Source organism: Psychromonas aquimarina ATCC BAA-1526 (genome assembly GCF_000428725.1).
Taxonomy (GTDB): domain Bacteria; phylum Pseudomonadota; class Gammaproteobacteria; order Enterobacterales; family Psychromonadaceae; genus Psychromonas; species Psychromonas aquimarina.
Genome location: NZ_AUAM01000029.1, coordinates 1 through 15,475, shown reverse-complemented (window position 1 = coordinate 15,475; position 15,475 = coordinate 1). Strand labels below are relative to the sequence as shown.

The following is a 15,475-nucleotide window of genomic DNA, read 5'->3' as shown; positions in this document are numbered from 1 at the left end:
TCTATGGGACATTATTGATATGCACTGTTTGTTCAACTGGCACCTCCTGTCCATCGAAATCTAAGGTAAAAGTGACTTTCACTAAGCTGCTGCGCAGCAATGAGGCTCCACTTGCCGTAAAACTGCCTTTAATATTCTCTGCCATCAAAACACCATCCGAACACCCGCTTCCACGGCGTAAACTGCCATCAGCAGTAAAATAATAGCTGATATTATTTTGAATAATATAGATACGTTTTGCCGGAGAGCCTAGGGGAAAACTGACATCTTCAGTAAAACTTAAGGTGCTTTGCCCTGCTGTATAGCTGCTTACAGCCCGAACCTTACTGCTGCTTAATTCGCTTTGAGATAACAGATATACAGCGGCACTGGCACTACTGAAATTGATGGACATTGGTGCGATAGTTGCGACACCTGCACTTAGGGGGCTTATCGGAAAATCACTCGCATATGTTGAGCTGGCGGCAATTGGAGTAAAGGTTAGACACTGCCCGCCAGAGGTTACCAGTGCACTATTCGGCAAAGCGCTTGAGACTTCGCGGCGCAGGCGCTCCATCACAAAACGCACACTGTTTAGAGAGTTATCACGCTCTGCGATATCCGTATAAATATCCACACCGCTGACAATATAATTACTGGTTGCAATACCTAATACCGATAAAATAATGATCACAATCACCAGCTCGATTAAGGTAAAACCTTTGTGCGCCATTGATTTAACAGACTTAAGAGAATTCATTAATAATTCCCCTTAAATGCAGAGAAGAGTATCTGTTCATCACTCGGCGTCCGGATAGTCACATCAATGCGTTTCATCTGCTCGGCAGCAGGCAGCCCATCAACAGCCAGCATAGAATCATCCGCAGTCACTGCAATTTGTACCCAGTAGTTCTTATACTGATCCGCTAAATTATTACCCAGCGCATCACCATAAGTTACTGCATTCACAAAACCGTCGGTGATAAAATCATCCACATCATTAAAATCCTGATGTTCTCCTGCCGTTTCACCGGCATCGATGCCGTAAACTGTCGAGCAGGCTACTTTTGTCGGCGTGCCTGTTGTCTGCCAGCTGCTGCCGTCATACCATAAACCGGCATCTCCCCATATTTCACCGCAGCGGTAACGGGCGCCGTTATGATCCGAGTTGTGATCAAAGGAGCGCGATAAAATATTCTCCATAATGCTCTGCCCAAGCTGCGAAGCCCGTAAGCGGTAAAGCGGCTCCAGAGAGTCTTTGCTTTGCGAAATCATCATGGTATTCATTACCATCATGGCTATTGCCAGCACCACGATCCCGACCACCAGTTCAACGAGCGTAAAGCCTTTAACCACAACCTTACTGCTCATGAATATACCCCTCTGTTTCAATTTTTACCTTTAAATTATTATCACCATTAATCAAAATCGGGCTGGTTCCGGAAATCAGTTTCCCCTGCAGATCAAATCGATAATTACCAGCTGTCAGCATACCACTAGGGTAGCTGACAGCATTATACTGGTTGTAATCATCGCTAGCGCATACATTAGGGGCAGAGGGAGGCGCACAGCCGCCGGCAGTTTTAACTGTATGTTCATGATAAAAACAGGTCGATTTAACCACCAGCCAGTAGCAGGCATTTTCAACCGCGCCTGCATCCGGATCGGCATTCATGCCCTGCAGCTGCACCAGACGTAAACGAGCAATCAGCTGATCCTGGACGGTATAATCTTCAAAACCTGATTTATTGACAAACTTAGGCACAGCAACCGCGGCTAATACTCCAAGTACAATAATCACGATCACCAGCTCAATCAAAGTAAAGGCCTGTTGTTTAGATTTGAGATTTTGAGCAAAACCACGTGACATTTAATATCCATCTGTTTGTATTGTAAGCTTTAAATTATAACCCTGTTTTTAAACTTAGGTGCTTTTTATTAAAGATGTCTTACGCTTTTTATCTGCGTCGCAGTTCTTTCTGCGTACAAATGATAGTGAGTAACTAAACAGCTGAAATATTGAACTCAGCAAAGCTGATTGGTGATTTTGATTATTATCGGGGATAATCATTTTTCAGGTAAAAAAATCCCGCGATATACGCGGGATTTAAAGTACTATTCATTACCACGCAAAGCATGGGAACGAGGCAATAATTAACAGGTAGTATTATCAACCTCGATTGTTGGACGGGCAACACTGGTCGCATCTGTATAAGTCACCTTACACGTACTGCTCGCGCCTGATGTTGCACCTGCGGCAGTAATATACGCAGGACCTGTGCCGGTAATCGTCCAGTCAGCTGAGTCTAGCTCCATTACTAATGATAAATCAGCGCTTGTTGCCTTCGGATAACCATACACAATATTTAATCCAGAGGTAGAAGTAGATGTAGTAGCTGGAGATTTTTCTTGACCAGCAATTGCTGATTGTGAATAAACTAAAGTAGCGGCGCCTTCTAATGCACCTTTCATACCTTTCATAGCTGCTTCACGGGCATCGCCCTGCAGGTCGACAAATTTCGGTACAGCTGTAGCAGCTAAAATACCTAAGATAATAATTACTATCACTAATTCAATTAGCGTAAAACCAGATTGTTTTTTCATTATAAAAAGACCCTATATTTTTAAAATGTATTTTAATATAAGCACATAATAAGATTTACGCTTAAAAAAATATCACTACCGAACAGAAGTTTGAACGGCAGCATGTAATAGATTTACAGCGCATTGCTAATTTAGTGATCCGACAATAAACACATCAACTACAAATAACTCTAGCATCAACCCAAAAGAAAAAAAAAGACCCGCAGCATATATCATAAATATTTGATTTACACTTAAGATCTTATTTTATTTACGCTTAAGATCTAAGCAGGTTTTCACCAATACCAATCCATTTATAGGTAGTTAACTCCTGCAGTCCCATCGGGCCGCGCGCATGCAGCTTCTGAGTGGAAACGGCAACCTCTGCACCCAAACCAAACTGACTGCCGTCGGTAAAGCGGGTGCTGGCATTAACGTACACAGCAGCTGAATTCACTGCATTGATAAATTTATTAGCAATGCTGAAATCATTGGTCAAAATACCGTCAGAATGCTCTGAGCTGTGCTCGCGAATATGCCCTAATGCTTCATGCAAACCCTGTACCACTTTAACCCCCAGGTTCAGTGATAACCATTCACGGGAGAAATCTCCCGGCTCGGCGGCCTGCGCTTTATCACCTAAAATCGCTTTGGCTTTCGGCTCAGCAACTAGGGTTACGCCTAACGGTAATAAATGCTCGGCTAATTTCGCTAAAAATTCCGGTGCAATACTTTCATCAACCAGCAGGGTATCCAGCGCATTACAAACCGACGGACGCTGTACTTTCGCATTTTCAATAATCGCAATCGCTTTAGCAAAATCAGCTGTTTTTTCAGCATATAGATGACAGATGCCGATGCCGCCGATAATCACAGGAATAGTGCTGTTTTCTTTACAAAACTGCTGCAGACCGGAATTACCGCGTGGAATAATCATATCCACATACTGATCCATTTTAAGCAGCTCACCAACCAAAGCACGATCTGTACTTTCAATATACTGTACGGCTGTAGTTGGTAAACCCGCCTGCTTTAGCGCCCCCTGGATGATTTTAACTAATACCATATTAGAGCGGATTGTCTCTTTACCACCGCGTAAAATGCAGGCGTTACCCGTTTTCAAACTCAGTGCGGCAATATCAATAGTGACATTCGGACGGGCTTCGTAAATCACGCCGAGTACACCAACGGGAACACGACGTTTGCTTAGTTTCAGACCGTTTTCCAGCAGTTTGCTGTCAAACTCTTCACCAACCGGATCGGCTAGACTGATAACACTGCGCAGATCACCGATAATACCGGCTAAACGCGCCTCATCCAGTAATAAACGGTCTAATAATGCATCCGTTAATCCGGACTCGATACCCGCCTGGATATCCTGTTTATTCGCTTCAATAATCTCAGCCTGGTTTGCTTCTAAGGCCTGCGCGATGGTCTCTAATGCTTCATTCTTTTTATTGCTGTCAGTAACGGCAAGTTCATAACCTGCTTCTTTTGCCAGCTTTCCGATTGCTTGTAAATCCATTAACTTTTCCTTTATTAAGATGCATGTTCATACACAACATAAGAGAGAAAACCGCCACCCATACTGCGCATAGAAATTAAAATATTTTACAACAATACTAAATCATCACGATGAATAACAACGCGCCCGTGCTCAAAACCTAAACAGGATTCAATCTGTTCTGAGTGCAGCCCTTTAATTTTTTCAATATCAATACTTTTATAACGCACAACCCCGCGTGCTAATCCTTTGCCGGCCTGATTGTTAATCACAACAATCGAACCGCGCACAAAAGTATCCATAGTGCCGGTAATACCTTTAGCTAATAAACTGCTACCGGAATTAACAATCGCTTTGGCGGCGCCGTCATCAACTACGATTGTACCTGCAACTCGAGACCCTGCAAAAATCCAGTTTTTACGGGCTTCTAAAGGACTATTCTCGGAAATAAAACGTGTGCCAACCGCTTTATCTGCAGCCGCATCAATAATAACATTCTTTTTATGGCCTGAAGCAATAACCACTTCAATGCCTGCACGGTGAGCAACACTGGCAGACTCAATTTTAGTCGCCATGCCGCCCGTTCCTAAACCGCCGACACTGCCGCCGGCTAAGGCATGAATTTCATGGGTAATCTGCTCAATTTCAGGGATCAGCCGCGCATCAGGGTTGCTGCGCGGATCGGCGGTAAACAAACCAACCTGATCGGTTAATAACAGTAACTGATCTGCATCTGCAAGTAATCCCACCAATGCCGAGAGGTTATCATTATCTCCGACTTTGATTTCACTGGTTGCTACTGCGTCATTTTCATTGATAAGGGGGATAATGCGGTGCTTTAACAGGGTATTAAGTGTATCTCGAGCATTTAGAAAACGTACCCGATCATCAAGGTCCGCGCGTGTTAATAACATCTGCCCGACATGCAGCCCGTATATTTTGAAAAGATTTTCCCACTCTCTGACCAGCTGTCCCTGCCCGACAGCTGCTAACATCTGCTTATTTGCAATAGTGGGTTCGATATCAGGTTTATTTAAATGCTCTTTGCCGGCGGCAATCGCCCCCGATGTCACCACGATAATATGATGCCCCTGACTATGCAGATATGCGCACTGGCGTACCAGCTCAACCATGTGGGCACGATCTAATTTTGCTGTACCGCTGGTGAGTACACTGGTGCCTAATTTGACTACAATTGTCTTATTATTGGTTTTCATGCTTAATCTCATTTACAGTTTGCTTTGGCGGCAAATTTTTAAAAGCCCATAAAAAAACAGTAACGAAATTTTCGTTACTGTTTTCAGTATATCATTATTGATTCAATGAAATTAAGTAAAAACACCTTTCAGGGTTTGATGTCTTTAGACTTCAGTTAATTCCGTTTGTAATTCGCAGAATGTTTTTTCGGTCTCTGTATCAATCAATGTTTGTAAACGGTCAATAAACAGCTCAAAAGAATGATCCAGCTGCTGTTGCTCTTTTTTAGAAAGACTTTCTACCACCCAGTCCCCTTCTAAATTATAACGACCGTTAAAGCGTTCATAATCAAAACAAGTTTCTTTTTCGGTCACCACCAGCCACCAGCCGTAAAACTCCCTCTCTTCCGGTTCTTTTTCTGCATCAACACAAATTTCTAAACAGTCAAAGTAGAAGGAAGATTCAGTTGACTGCAATTTACGAAAATAGGGACCTAAATCGGTGAACAATTTAAACAACCGGCCGCGAGACGGACCATTTTTAACAGCTGAAGTCATAATTTTTATTCCTGATGCCAAGGGATAGTAAAAGTTAATTTAACACTCACTCTGCCAGATGTCTTGTTAACCATTGAGCAGAATAACTTAAAGAGTTTAAATATGATTCAAAAATGGGAGGTTTATCAATAATGTGCGATTCCCCTTCACGGCTGGCATGAGCAATTAATTTTAAATCCTGCTCATTGCAGAGAATATCATTTTTATGACCAATACTCAGCAGCGGCGTATTAATACGCATACGTGCCAGCAGGCCTTGTTTTTTTAATGAAAAGGGTACGCAGTACTGATATAGGATATCAACACTGGAGTTATTAATCTGCATACGTGATGCGATGCAGTCCAGCAGCATAGGCGGCAGCTTTTTATAATTATCTAACTTATCAAAAACACTGCCGACAGCAGCCCCGACACAGACAACTGATTTTACGCTTTTAGGCTCTAAAAAAGCTAAACGAGTAGCAATATTGCCGCCGAAACGCATGCCCATTAATGAGATACGATCATGATCTACCCAGGGCACATCTTTTAAATAATGAATAATCGCCTGGTGCAGGTTAGAGGAATCCTGCTCAAGTTTTATCTGCGATGAAAAACCGATACCGGGCAGATCAACCGTTAACATAGCAATACCTGCAGGTGCGAGTTCTTTTTCGAAGAGGCGGAATAAGTCACACTGCAGCGTATCCAGACCACCGCTGACAATAACCACGGGCAGAATTGTTTCAGTATGCGGCAGATGTAAAAAACAGCTGATCTGCTTACCTTTGAAGGGGACTTTTATCTCTTTTAACAGCGCATTATCATTGTATTTAAATGCTTCCCGGTAATTATTAAAAGCTAAAACTTGTGCCTGAATGCTTAATTCATCGCCTTTGAGATGCGGATAACTGGCCACGCTGTAAAACTGCGAAGCAGTATAATAAGCTTCTTTAGCTTTCTCTTTATCGCCCTCTTTAGCAAACTCATTACCCTGCTTCTGATAAAACATGCCTTTCTGCGTCCACTCATAGCTCCAGTTTCCCGGACGAAAGCCGATCACCGTATCTAAAACTTCTTCATCACTGCGCTTATTTTTTGAAACTGAAATATGCGAAAGCACATCATAACAGTCGATAAGATCTAATCCCTGCCATGACCAGAGCATAAATTTTAATAAACGATACCAGCCGTCCTGCTCTTCACCATCCATAATAACGTTATCCTGCTTATGATTTTTTTTGGATGAAGAATTGGGAATAAGTGTCGAGGTCTCCTGCACATGAAATTTATGGGCAAAAAGCGTTTTAGATAAATTTTCAGACATAAGCTGCTCATTAAAAGTTAACCAATTAGCCCTATAGATTACCGAGAATATAAAAGAACAGCAATTATTGGCGTTATTTCGCACTGCTTTTCAAGCATTCTTTTTAGCCAGCTCAATATTTGCAGCTTAGCGCTTTCAGCCGGCTGACTTAAAGAGATTCCTGGTGCGGCTTCCTAAGTAATATTTTCTCCGCCTGTATAAGGTCACTTTTTTCCCCCTGCAGCAGGATCACATCACCAGCTTTAAAGCGTACTTCAGCCGATATCACCACCTCTTCTCCCCCGCGGCGGTGCAGCGATTTAATAATAATGTCAGCAAGGTGAAACTGGTTAACATAACTACCGACTACTTCGGCATTTTCGGTCAGAGTAACCGCATGCAGCTGCTCTATATGCCAGGCATTTTTTTCTGTCTGGCTGTTCTCTCCATAATAAAAACCATGCAGGTGCTGATACTTAGTTTTACGTTCACAGTCCAGACGGTGCAGAATGCGGCGGCGCGGTACCCCGGATAAATAAAGCACATGCGCGACCAGCATCAGGCTTCCTTCCAAAACTTCCGGGATAACTTCCGTTGCGCCGGCATCCTTTAACATATCTAAGCCGTTATCATTTTTTGTACGCACCAGTACTTTAACATTGGGGTTAACCGAACGGATCTGTTCCAATAAAGTCAGCGAACGCTGCAGATCATCAAAAGTGATAATCAGCAGCCTGGCTTTTTCAATACCGGCAACCAGCAGGATTTCACGGCGGCTGGCGTCACCAAATTCAATCATCTCACCGCCCTCCCGTGCCTCTTTAACACGCATAGGATCCCGGTCTAAAACAATAAACGGTAGAGATTCGCTTCTTAAAAAGCGGGAAAGAATCTGTCCGACACGTCCGTAACCACAGATTATGGTGTGCTCATGAAACTGTCCGGGCAGTGTCTTTTGAAAACGAAATACTTTTTCAGAGTGATGTAATACCTCACGGCTGATATTCTGACTGTATTTAACCAGAACCGGAGTAACCGACATGCTGATCACACCGGTAGCTATAAGCAGCGATGCTAACTGTGCATCCAGCAGGTGATACTTGCTGGCTAAGGCAACCAGGATAAAGCCGAATTCCCCCATCTGCGCCAGCGCAATGCCCACACTCAGCGCCGTTGCCAGCCTCCCTTTCATCAACAAAACAGCCAGCATAATGGTGAGTGTTTTTGCCAGCATCACACCGGCCACAATTAAAAACAGCGTACTAAGGTTATCCCTTAGTATATGAAACTGTAACAGAGTGCCTATGGAGATAAAAAACATCGCCATCAGAATATCCTTAAAAGGACGAATATCAGCAGAAAGCTGATGGCGGTAGTGACTTTCTGCCAGCATCATGCCCGCCAGGAAAGCGCCTAATGCCATTGACAACCCCAGTAGCTGGGTAAACCAGGCTGCCAGTAAAGTAACAAACAGAGTCGATAAAATAAAAACCTCATCAAACCTGACCCGCCCCATCTCATCAAAAAAACGCGGCAGTAACCAGCGCCCGATAGACAGCAGCACTGCCACTGCAAATGCGCCTTTTACAAAAGCAATCGACAAAGGCATCAGAACTGCGCCTTCCTGGGCGGGCACGGCAATAATCGGGATAACAATCAAAAAAGGGACAACAGCAAGATCCTGAAAGAGCAGAATAGCAACTGCCAGTTTCCCCGTTTTAGAATGCAGACGCTGCTGATCTCCCAGCACCTTAACGATAATTGCCGTTGACGACATGGTTAAGACACCGGCAACAGCAAACGACTGCTGCCAGCTCATAGCAAACAAGTGGCTGATAAAGAAAAACATAAAAAATGAGGCAATTACCTGCAGGGCGCCGACACCAAAAACCGAGCGGCGCATTTCAATCAGCTTGTTTAATGAAAACTCCAGTCCCAGTGAAAACATTAAAAATACAATGCCGAACTCCGCAACCAGTTCTATCTCATGGTATGAATCTAGAAAATTAAGCAGGGAGGGGCCGAGCACAAACCCAGTAAACAAATAGGCAACAATATTCGACAAGCGAACCCGCCGAAATACAATCACACTGATAATGGCAAAAGATAATAGTAATAACAGATCGCTTAGCACTAGCCTAAAGACCTCCTAATTGACAAAAACTGCCAAATAACGCCATTTAAATGTCATCGATCATTTTCAAAAAAAGAACACAAACAGTGAAATATCATTAGATCTGCACCTAATAATTTTTATTTAATAAATATTTCTGCCAGTAAGATTTAAAAAAGGCAAATAAATTAATCAGTTATCTATTCAAATTTAACCAGATAAAAAGCATTACTTTAAGCATAGCTAATCCTCGGCAAAGCATGATAAATAAAAGATCAACTACATTTTGGAGTTATGGCATAGATTGTGCTTTTAATATTTGGTAAGCATTATTTTTGTCAGAGAGAGAGGTATTTATATGGAAACAATCACACAAGCAGAAGTTGGGGCATTTCCTATCAGCACCAACGTGTTTACGGTGTTTTCTAACGACTCTGTCTTAACGCCTGAAAATAAATTAACCGTTCTCGAACTGCTGCATGAATCATTGGACTTAAAAACCATGATGAACAGTTTTGCCTCTATAACGGCAAAATTTGTCCGCCCCTTGAATATCAGTTTCCAGTCTGCGCATGGTTTTTTCAGTTCAAAAAGTGACACTAAGGCGTATTACAGCAAAAGTTATAACCTGTCTTTACCCTCAACCAGTGCACGAATAGGCTCAATAACCTACCAGAGTGATAAACCGCTTTCTGTACCGGAAAATAAACTATTAACTGAACTGCACAACCTGCTGGTTCCCAGTTTGAGGCATGCATTAAAATTCTCTGAATTAAATTCCATGGTGCTCAAAGATCATCTTACCAATATCGGCAACCGTGCCTATTACGATGAAAGTTTAAACCGGGCAATTGAACAAAGCAGCCGCAACCAGCAGGGCTTATCTTTAATGGTCTTAGACATCAATGGTTTTAAGCTTATCAATGATACCTACGGGCATTTACAAGGTGACAAGGTACTGCAGACTTTTGCCGGATTATTGACAAAAAGCGTGCGTACATCGGATATGGTGTTTCGTTTAGGCGGCGATGAATTTGCGGTTATTCTGCAGCCCGGTGAACAGTGCTCAGTTAATAAAGTTATCAGCCGCTTGTCTCAAGAAATCGGCGCCAATACATTTTTAACTGAACTGCAGTTTTCCACCAGCATCGGTTTCAGTCACTGGGAAATGGGTAAAAGTGTCAATGAGCTGTTTTCTCAGGCAGACCAGAAACTTTATCAGAATAAAGCTTTAAGCAAAGCTAACCGTTAAGCAGGAATCTGTATTTCCAGGCGGCTCAGGGCTGCACAACCATAAACCTACGGCTGACATCAGTTTGCCGTTAATCATAATAAAAGGGACAAAATCACGTAACCAGGGCGGTACATGATACTCATGCAGGAGCTTTTTAACAGTGCGCGAACCGCTGCGCCCGGCCGGTCTGCAGCTCAGTTTTGCAGGCAGCTGCTGACGAAAATAGACGGCAATTTCTGCACCGCGCTTAAAACAAAGGACCTCGCCGTTATCAGCCTTATCTCTAACAATATTAAACTGTAAGTTAACCCGTCCGTCCAGCAGGCTTAGCCGCGGCTCACCAGACCAGACTTTCGGTGGCTCATGTACAGACAGTGCCGGCAGATCTTTAACTAAATACAGGTGCCCGCGATAACGTCGCACCGAGTAGCCCTTAAACTGCATAGCGGGCAAGGCATCCTCAGCAGCCAGAACAATATCCTGCCAGATCGTCAGCAGCTGCTTAGATGACGGGTAACTATAGCTGCTTTCTTTAAACCAGTAGCGCAGAACATTATTACGACGTGCGGTGCTTAACTCTTTTAAACGGCTTATATCTACAACCTGTTGATTTAACAAAGCACTACTGCAATGTTGAAAATCGATTGCGCCGATTTCATCTAATAAGACCTGCTGCTCCTGACAAAGTCCGGCTGTACGTGCCGCGGTTTTAGTAATAGCCGGCCAGCGCTCTTTTAATAACGGCGTAATACTATGACGAATAAAATTACGGTCAAACACCTGATCGCTGTTACTTTCATCTTCAATCCAGTTTAACTGAAAATCCCGCGCATAGGACTCAAGCTGCTGGCGCGAGAAATTTAATAACGGCCGGATCAAGTGTCCGCAGGTTAGTTTCTGCCTGCTGAGGATCCCCTGCAGGCCGGTAGTACCAGAACCGCGCTTTAATGCAAGTAAAACGGTTTCCAGCTGATCATCCTGATGATGGGCTGTTACTAAATACGACTTTTCAGAGAGCTCTGCTGTTAAGCATAAATAACGTTTTTCTCTTGCCAGAGCTTCAAGGCTGGTACGGCTTTTTTTTAATAAACTGACATGCGAGACAATAAACTGAATACCCAGCTCTTCACATAAATCCCGGCAGAAAAGCGTCCAGGACTCAGCATTAGCGCTTAAACCATGATTGACATGATGTGCGCAGAGCGACAGTTTTTTATCTCTATCACGCAGCCGGGCAAACAGATGCAGCAGTACAACAGAATCTAAACCGCCGCTTAAGGCAATATTAAACTCTGTTTGTTCCTGCATCACTGCTAATGTATTTAACTGCCTGGAAAAAGGAGCCAGTAAATCACTGTCGGTCATCTATTTAAATCCGCTTTGGGTTAATTAACATGGTCAAAATGCAGAGTAACATTTTCTTCACCAAGCAGACGTCCCAGAGCAAACAGCAGATCATCTGTCGGTGTTATTGCCCACTGGCGCCCTAGGGTAAGCTCGGTCTGCGCCTGCTTATTGGTATATTCAATAAACACCGGGCATAAGCCGCCGATCGCAGGCTGCAGAGCCTGGTGTAACTCGCTCTGGAAATCCGGGCCGATAAAGTCTGCATTTATTTTCAAACGTAATTTCGAAGCAAAACGTTCACGCGCCTGATCAATGCTCATCACCTCCCGGGCGTTCATTTTCAGGCCGCCGTTAAAGTAGTCTTCACTTACCTGCCCCTGCAGTATCAGCACATTATCGGTAACCAGCAGCTCTTCATACTGATCCAGCAGATCCGCAAATACGGTAATATCCATACGCGCACTTTTATCATCCAGGGTGATAATGCCCATACGTTTGCCCGACTTGGTTACCATCACACGCATACTCAGAATTAAACCGGCCACGCGGCTGTTCTGACCGCGGCGGTTAGCAACCAGATTAATCAGTTTAGTACAGTGGAATGCACGCACATGCGCTTCATACTGATTGATAGGATGCCCGGTCAGGTATAAACCCAGGGTCTCCTTCTCACCTGCTAACCACTGTTTTTCCGGCCACTCCGCTACACAGGCAAATTTATCAGCAATCTCTTCACTGTCAGTGGTTAACACGCCAAACAGATCACTCTGTCCGAATGCTTCTGCTTTTTTATGCTGTACAGCAGACTGCAGTGCTCCCGGCAGAGTTTCCATTAAAGCAGCCCGATGCGGTCCTAATTTATCTAATGCGCCGGCTAAAATAAGTTTTTCTAAGATACGTTTATTACAGCGCTTCAGATCAATACGGTTACAGAAATCAAAGAGATCCTTAAACTTGCCGCCCGCCTCACGTGCTTCGATAATCGCATCAACAGGACCTTCACCAACCCCTTTAACCGCGCCGATGCCGTAAACAATACGCAGATCCGGATCCACGTTGAATTTAAACAAACCTTCATTGACATCCGGAGGACCAAGCTCTAAACCCATGCTTTGACATTCAGCCACCAGAACAACGATTTTTTCCGTATTATCCATATCCGCAGACATAACCGCGGCCATAAAATAGGAGGGATAAAAAGTTTTCATCCACAGTGTCTGATAAGAAACTAATGCGTAAGCCGCTGAGTGAGATTTGTTAAAACCATAACCGGCGAATTTTTCTACCAGATCGAAGATCTTCATCGCCAGTTCGCCGTCGATGCCGTTAGCAATAGCCCCCTCTTCAAAGGTGGCACGCTGCTTAGCCATCTCTTCGGGTTTTTTCTTACCCATAGCACGACGCAGCATATCGGCGCCGCCCAGGGTATAACCCGACAGAACCTGGGCGATCTGCATTACCTGTTCCTGATACAGGATGATGCCGTAAGTCGGTGATAAAATATCTTTTAATGACTCATGCTGCCATTTTTCATCGGGGTAGGAAACCGCTTCACGTCCGTGTTTACGTTCGATAAAGTTATCTACCATGCCTGAGCCTAACGGCCCGGGGCGGAACAATGCAACCAGTGCGATCATATCTTCAAAACAGTCGGGCTGCAGACGGCGGATCAGATCCTTCATACCGCGCGACTCTAACTGGAATACCGCGGTGGTTTCATAGCGTTTTAACAGGTCAAAGCAGGCCGGTTCAGCCAGATCTATTTTTTCAATGTAAATAGGCTCTTCACCACGCATTTTTTTATGCGCGTTAGCCATATCTAGCGCCCACTGCACGATAGTTAATGTACGCAAACCCAGGAAATCGAATTTCACCAGACCGGCGGTTTCTACATCATTTTTATCAAACTGCGTAACCGGATTATGGCCTTCATCATCGCAATAAAGCGGTGCAAAATCGGTAATAGTGGTCGGCGAGATAACGACACCACCGGCGTGTTTACCCGCGTTACGAATCGTACCTTCCAGGGTACGGCACATATCGATTAATGCGCGTACCTCTTCGCTGCCGTCATAACGTTCCTGCAGGCGCGGTTCTTCTTCGAAGGCTTTAGTCAGGGTCATGCCCGGTGTCGGCGGCACCAGTTTAGAAATCCCGTCAACAAAACCGTAAGCATGGCCAAGTACACGGCCGACATCGCGAATTACCGCTTTAGCCGCCATGGTACCGAAAGTAATAATCTGCGAAACCGCATCACGCCCGTAGAGTTCAGCTACGTGATCGATTACTTCGTCACGCCTGTCCATACAGAAATCGATATCAAAATCGGGCATCGAGACACGTTCCGGGTTCAAAAATCGTTCGAACAGCAGCTCAAATTCCAGCGGATCCAGATCGGTGATTTTCTGTGCATAGGCAACTAGAGAACCGGCACCGGAACCACGACCGGGGCCGACCGGAATATTGTTGTCCTTGCTCCACTGAATAAACTCCATTACGATCAAGAAGTAGCCTGGGAATCCCATAGTATTGATAACGTCTAATTCAACCTGCAGACGCTCATCATAGGGTTTACGGATTTCAGCAAAATCAGGAGAGTTTTTATCAAATAAGAATTCTAAACGCTCTTCTAAACCTTTTCGGGAAACGTCACAGAAGTAATCGTTGATCGACAGATCCCCGGTCGGAAAGTCCGGCAGGAAGTACTCGCCTAAACGCAGGATCACATTACAGCGTTTAGCTATCTCGACACTGTTTTCAAGTGCTTCAGGGATATCTGAAAAAAGCTCACACATCTCCTGTTCACTGCGCAGATACTGCTCCGGACTGTAGTCTTTGGGTCGGCGGTCATCACCCAGCGTATAGCCCTGGTTGATACATACGCGAATATCATGGGCGTCAAAGAGTTCCTGATCAGCAAAAACCACCTCATTAGTCGCCACCACAGGAAGTGCATACTTCTCCGACCAGGCAAGCGCCAGATGCAGGTAATCTTCTTCATTAACACGGTTAGTACGAATCAATTCGAGATAATAACGCTGCGGAAAATGCTTCTGGTAAAACGCTGTTATTTGTTCAGCTGCCTCATCATTGCCCTTTAACAGCATACGGCCCAGGTCACCGTCTTTTGCCCCGGAAAGCAGCAGCACGCCTTTATTATGCTCAATCAGCCAGTCCTGATCGATAACCGCACGGCCGCCGACATGGCCGCGCAGATAAGCTTTGGAGATTAATTCAGTGACGTTTTTATAACCGTCATTATCCATTGCCAGCGCGGTTAAGCGAAACTGCTCATCATCAAGCAGTTCACTCTGAACCCAGAAGTCAGCACCCACTATCGGTTTAATACCCGCACCGTGGGCAGCTCCGTAAAATTTAACCAGTCCGCAGAAATTGGTCTGATCGGTAATTGCCAGCGCCGGCATCTTCATAGAAGCGGTTTTAGCAACTAGCGGTTTTATTTTGGTTAAACCATCCACCATGGAAAAATCACTATGCACACGCAGGTGAATAAATTTAGGCGGTTGATTATCAACAACAGAGTGCTCAGATTCAGACATAAGGTTATCTACTTTTTTAACAAGCCAAGTGCTTTTTACTGGTTTAAAACTTTTATGCTATTCAGGAATAACGTTTTACTTTTATAAAGCGTCGAAATGCGCTGTTATTTCAACTG

Annotated in this window: 12 protein-coding genes; 1 reads left to right on the top strand and 11 read right to left on the bottom strand. The window is 44.3% G+C overall.

Annotated features, from left to right (window positions below; all coding sequences use genetic code 11):
- Position 1: 1 nt before the first annotated feature.
- The 9 genes from G337_RS0112040 to G337_RS0112000 form a co-directional block, all read right to left on the bottom strand.
- Entirely contained in the window at positions 2-739 is a 738-nt protein-coding gene (locus G337_RS0112040) for a prepilin-type N-terminal cleavage/methylation domain-containing protein (protein ID WP_028864110.1), read from the bottom strand.
- On the bottom strand, positions 739-1,350 hold the full coding sequence (locus G337_RS0112035) for a type IV pilus modification PilV family protein (protein WP_028864109.1): 612 nt from the start codon (positions 1,348-1,350) through the stop codon (positions 739-741). Before G337_RS0112035 ends, G337_RS0112040 begins: the two co-directional genes overlap by 1 nt.
- Positions 1,340-1,849, bottom strand: a complete 510-nt coding sequence (locus G337_RS0112030; RefSeq protein ID WP_051303203.1) for a pilus assembly FimT family protein — start codon at positions 1,847-1,849, stop codon at positions 1,340-1,342. The genes G337_RS0112035 and G337_RS0112030 overlap by 11 nt, the downstream gene beginning before the upstream one ends.
- Positions 1,850-2,133: 284 nt before the next feature.
- Positions 2,134-2,583: a prepilin-type N-terminal cleavage/methylation domain-containing protein gene (locus G337_RS0112025; RefSeq protein ID WP_028864107.1), complete on the bottom strand. Its 450-nt coding sequence runs from the start codon at positions 2,581-2,583 to the stop codon at positions 2,134-2,136.
- Between the two features lie 256 nt (positions 2,584-2,839).
- Complete coding sequence (locus G337_RS0112020) at positions 2,840-4,087, bottom strand: glutamate-5-semialdehyde dehydrogenase (RefSeq protein ID WP_028864106.1); 1,248 nt, start codon at positions 4,085-4,087, stop codon at positions 2,840-2,842.
- 86 nt (positions 4,088-4,173) lie between these two features.
- Positions 4,174-5,283, bottom strand: a complete 1,110-nt coding sequence (gene proB, locus G337_RS0112015; protein ID WP_051303201.1) for a glutamate 5-kinase — start codon at positions 5,281-5,283, stop codon at positions 4,174-4,176.
- Positions 5,284-5,427: 144 nt separating this feature from the next.
- Positions 5,428-5,820 carry a sigma factor-binding protein Crl gene (crl, locus tag G337_RS0112010; RefSeq protein WP_028864104.1) on the bottom strand — a complete coding sequence of 131 codons (393 nt, stop codon included), beginning with the start codon at positions 5,818-5,820 and terminating at the stop codon, positions 5,428-5,430.
- Positions 5,821-5,866: 46 nt separating this feature from the next.
- Complete coding sequence (gene frsA, locus G337_RS0112005) at positions 5,867-7,126, bottom strand: esterase FrsA (RefSeq protein WP_028864103.1); 1,260 nt, start codon at positions 7,124-7,126, stop codon at positions 5,867-5,869.
- 148 nt (positions 7,127-7,274) lie between these two features.
- Entirely contained in the window at positions 7,275-9,239 is a 1,965-nt protein-coding gene (locus tag G337_RS0112000) for a monovalent cation:proton antiporter family protein (RefSeq protein WP_028864102.1), read from the bottom strand.
- Positions 9,240-9,576: 337 nt separating this feature from the next.
- Here G337_RS0112000 and G337_RS0111995 point away from each other — a divergent pair, with 337 nt between their 5' ends.
- Entirely contained in the window at positions 9,577-10,470 is an 894-nt protein-coding gene (locus G337_RS0111995; RefSeq protein ID WP_028864101.1) for a GGDEF domain-containing protein, read from the top strand.
- Here the strand turns inward: G337_RS0111995 and tilS are convergent.
- Both tilS and dnaE read right to left on the bottom strand, forming a co-directional pair.
- Positions 10,450-11,817, bottom strand: a complete 1,368-nt coding sequence (tilS, locus tag G337_RS0111990) for a tRNA lysidine(34) synthetase TilS (protein WP_028864100.1) — start codon at positions 11,815-11,817, stop codon at positions 10,450-10,452. The two genes, G337_RS0111995 and tilS, sit on opposite strands and share 21 nt — an antisense overlap.
- Positions 11,818-11,837: 20 nt before the next feature.
- Complete coding sequence (gene dnaE, locus G337_RS0111985; RefSeq protein WP_051303199.1) at positions 11,838-15,359, bottom strand: DNA polymerase III subunit alpha; 3,522 nt, start codon at positions 15,357-15,359, stop codon at positions 11,838-11,840.
- Positions 15,360-15,475: the final 116 nt, after the last annotated feature.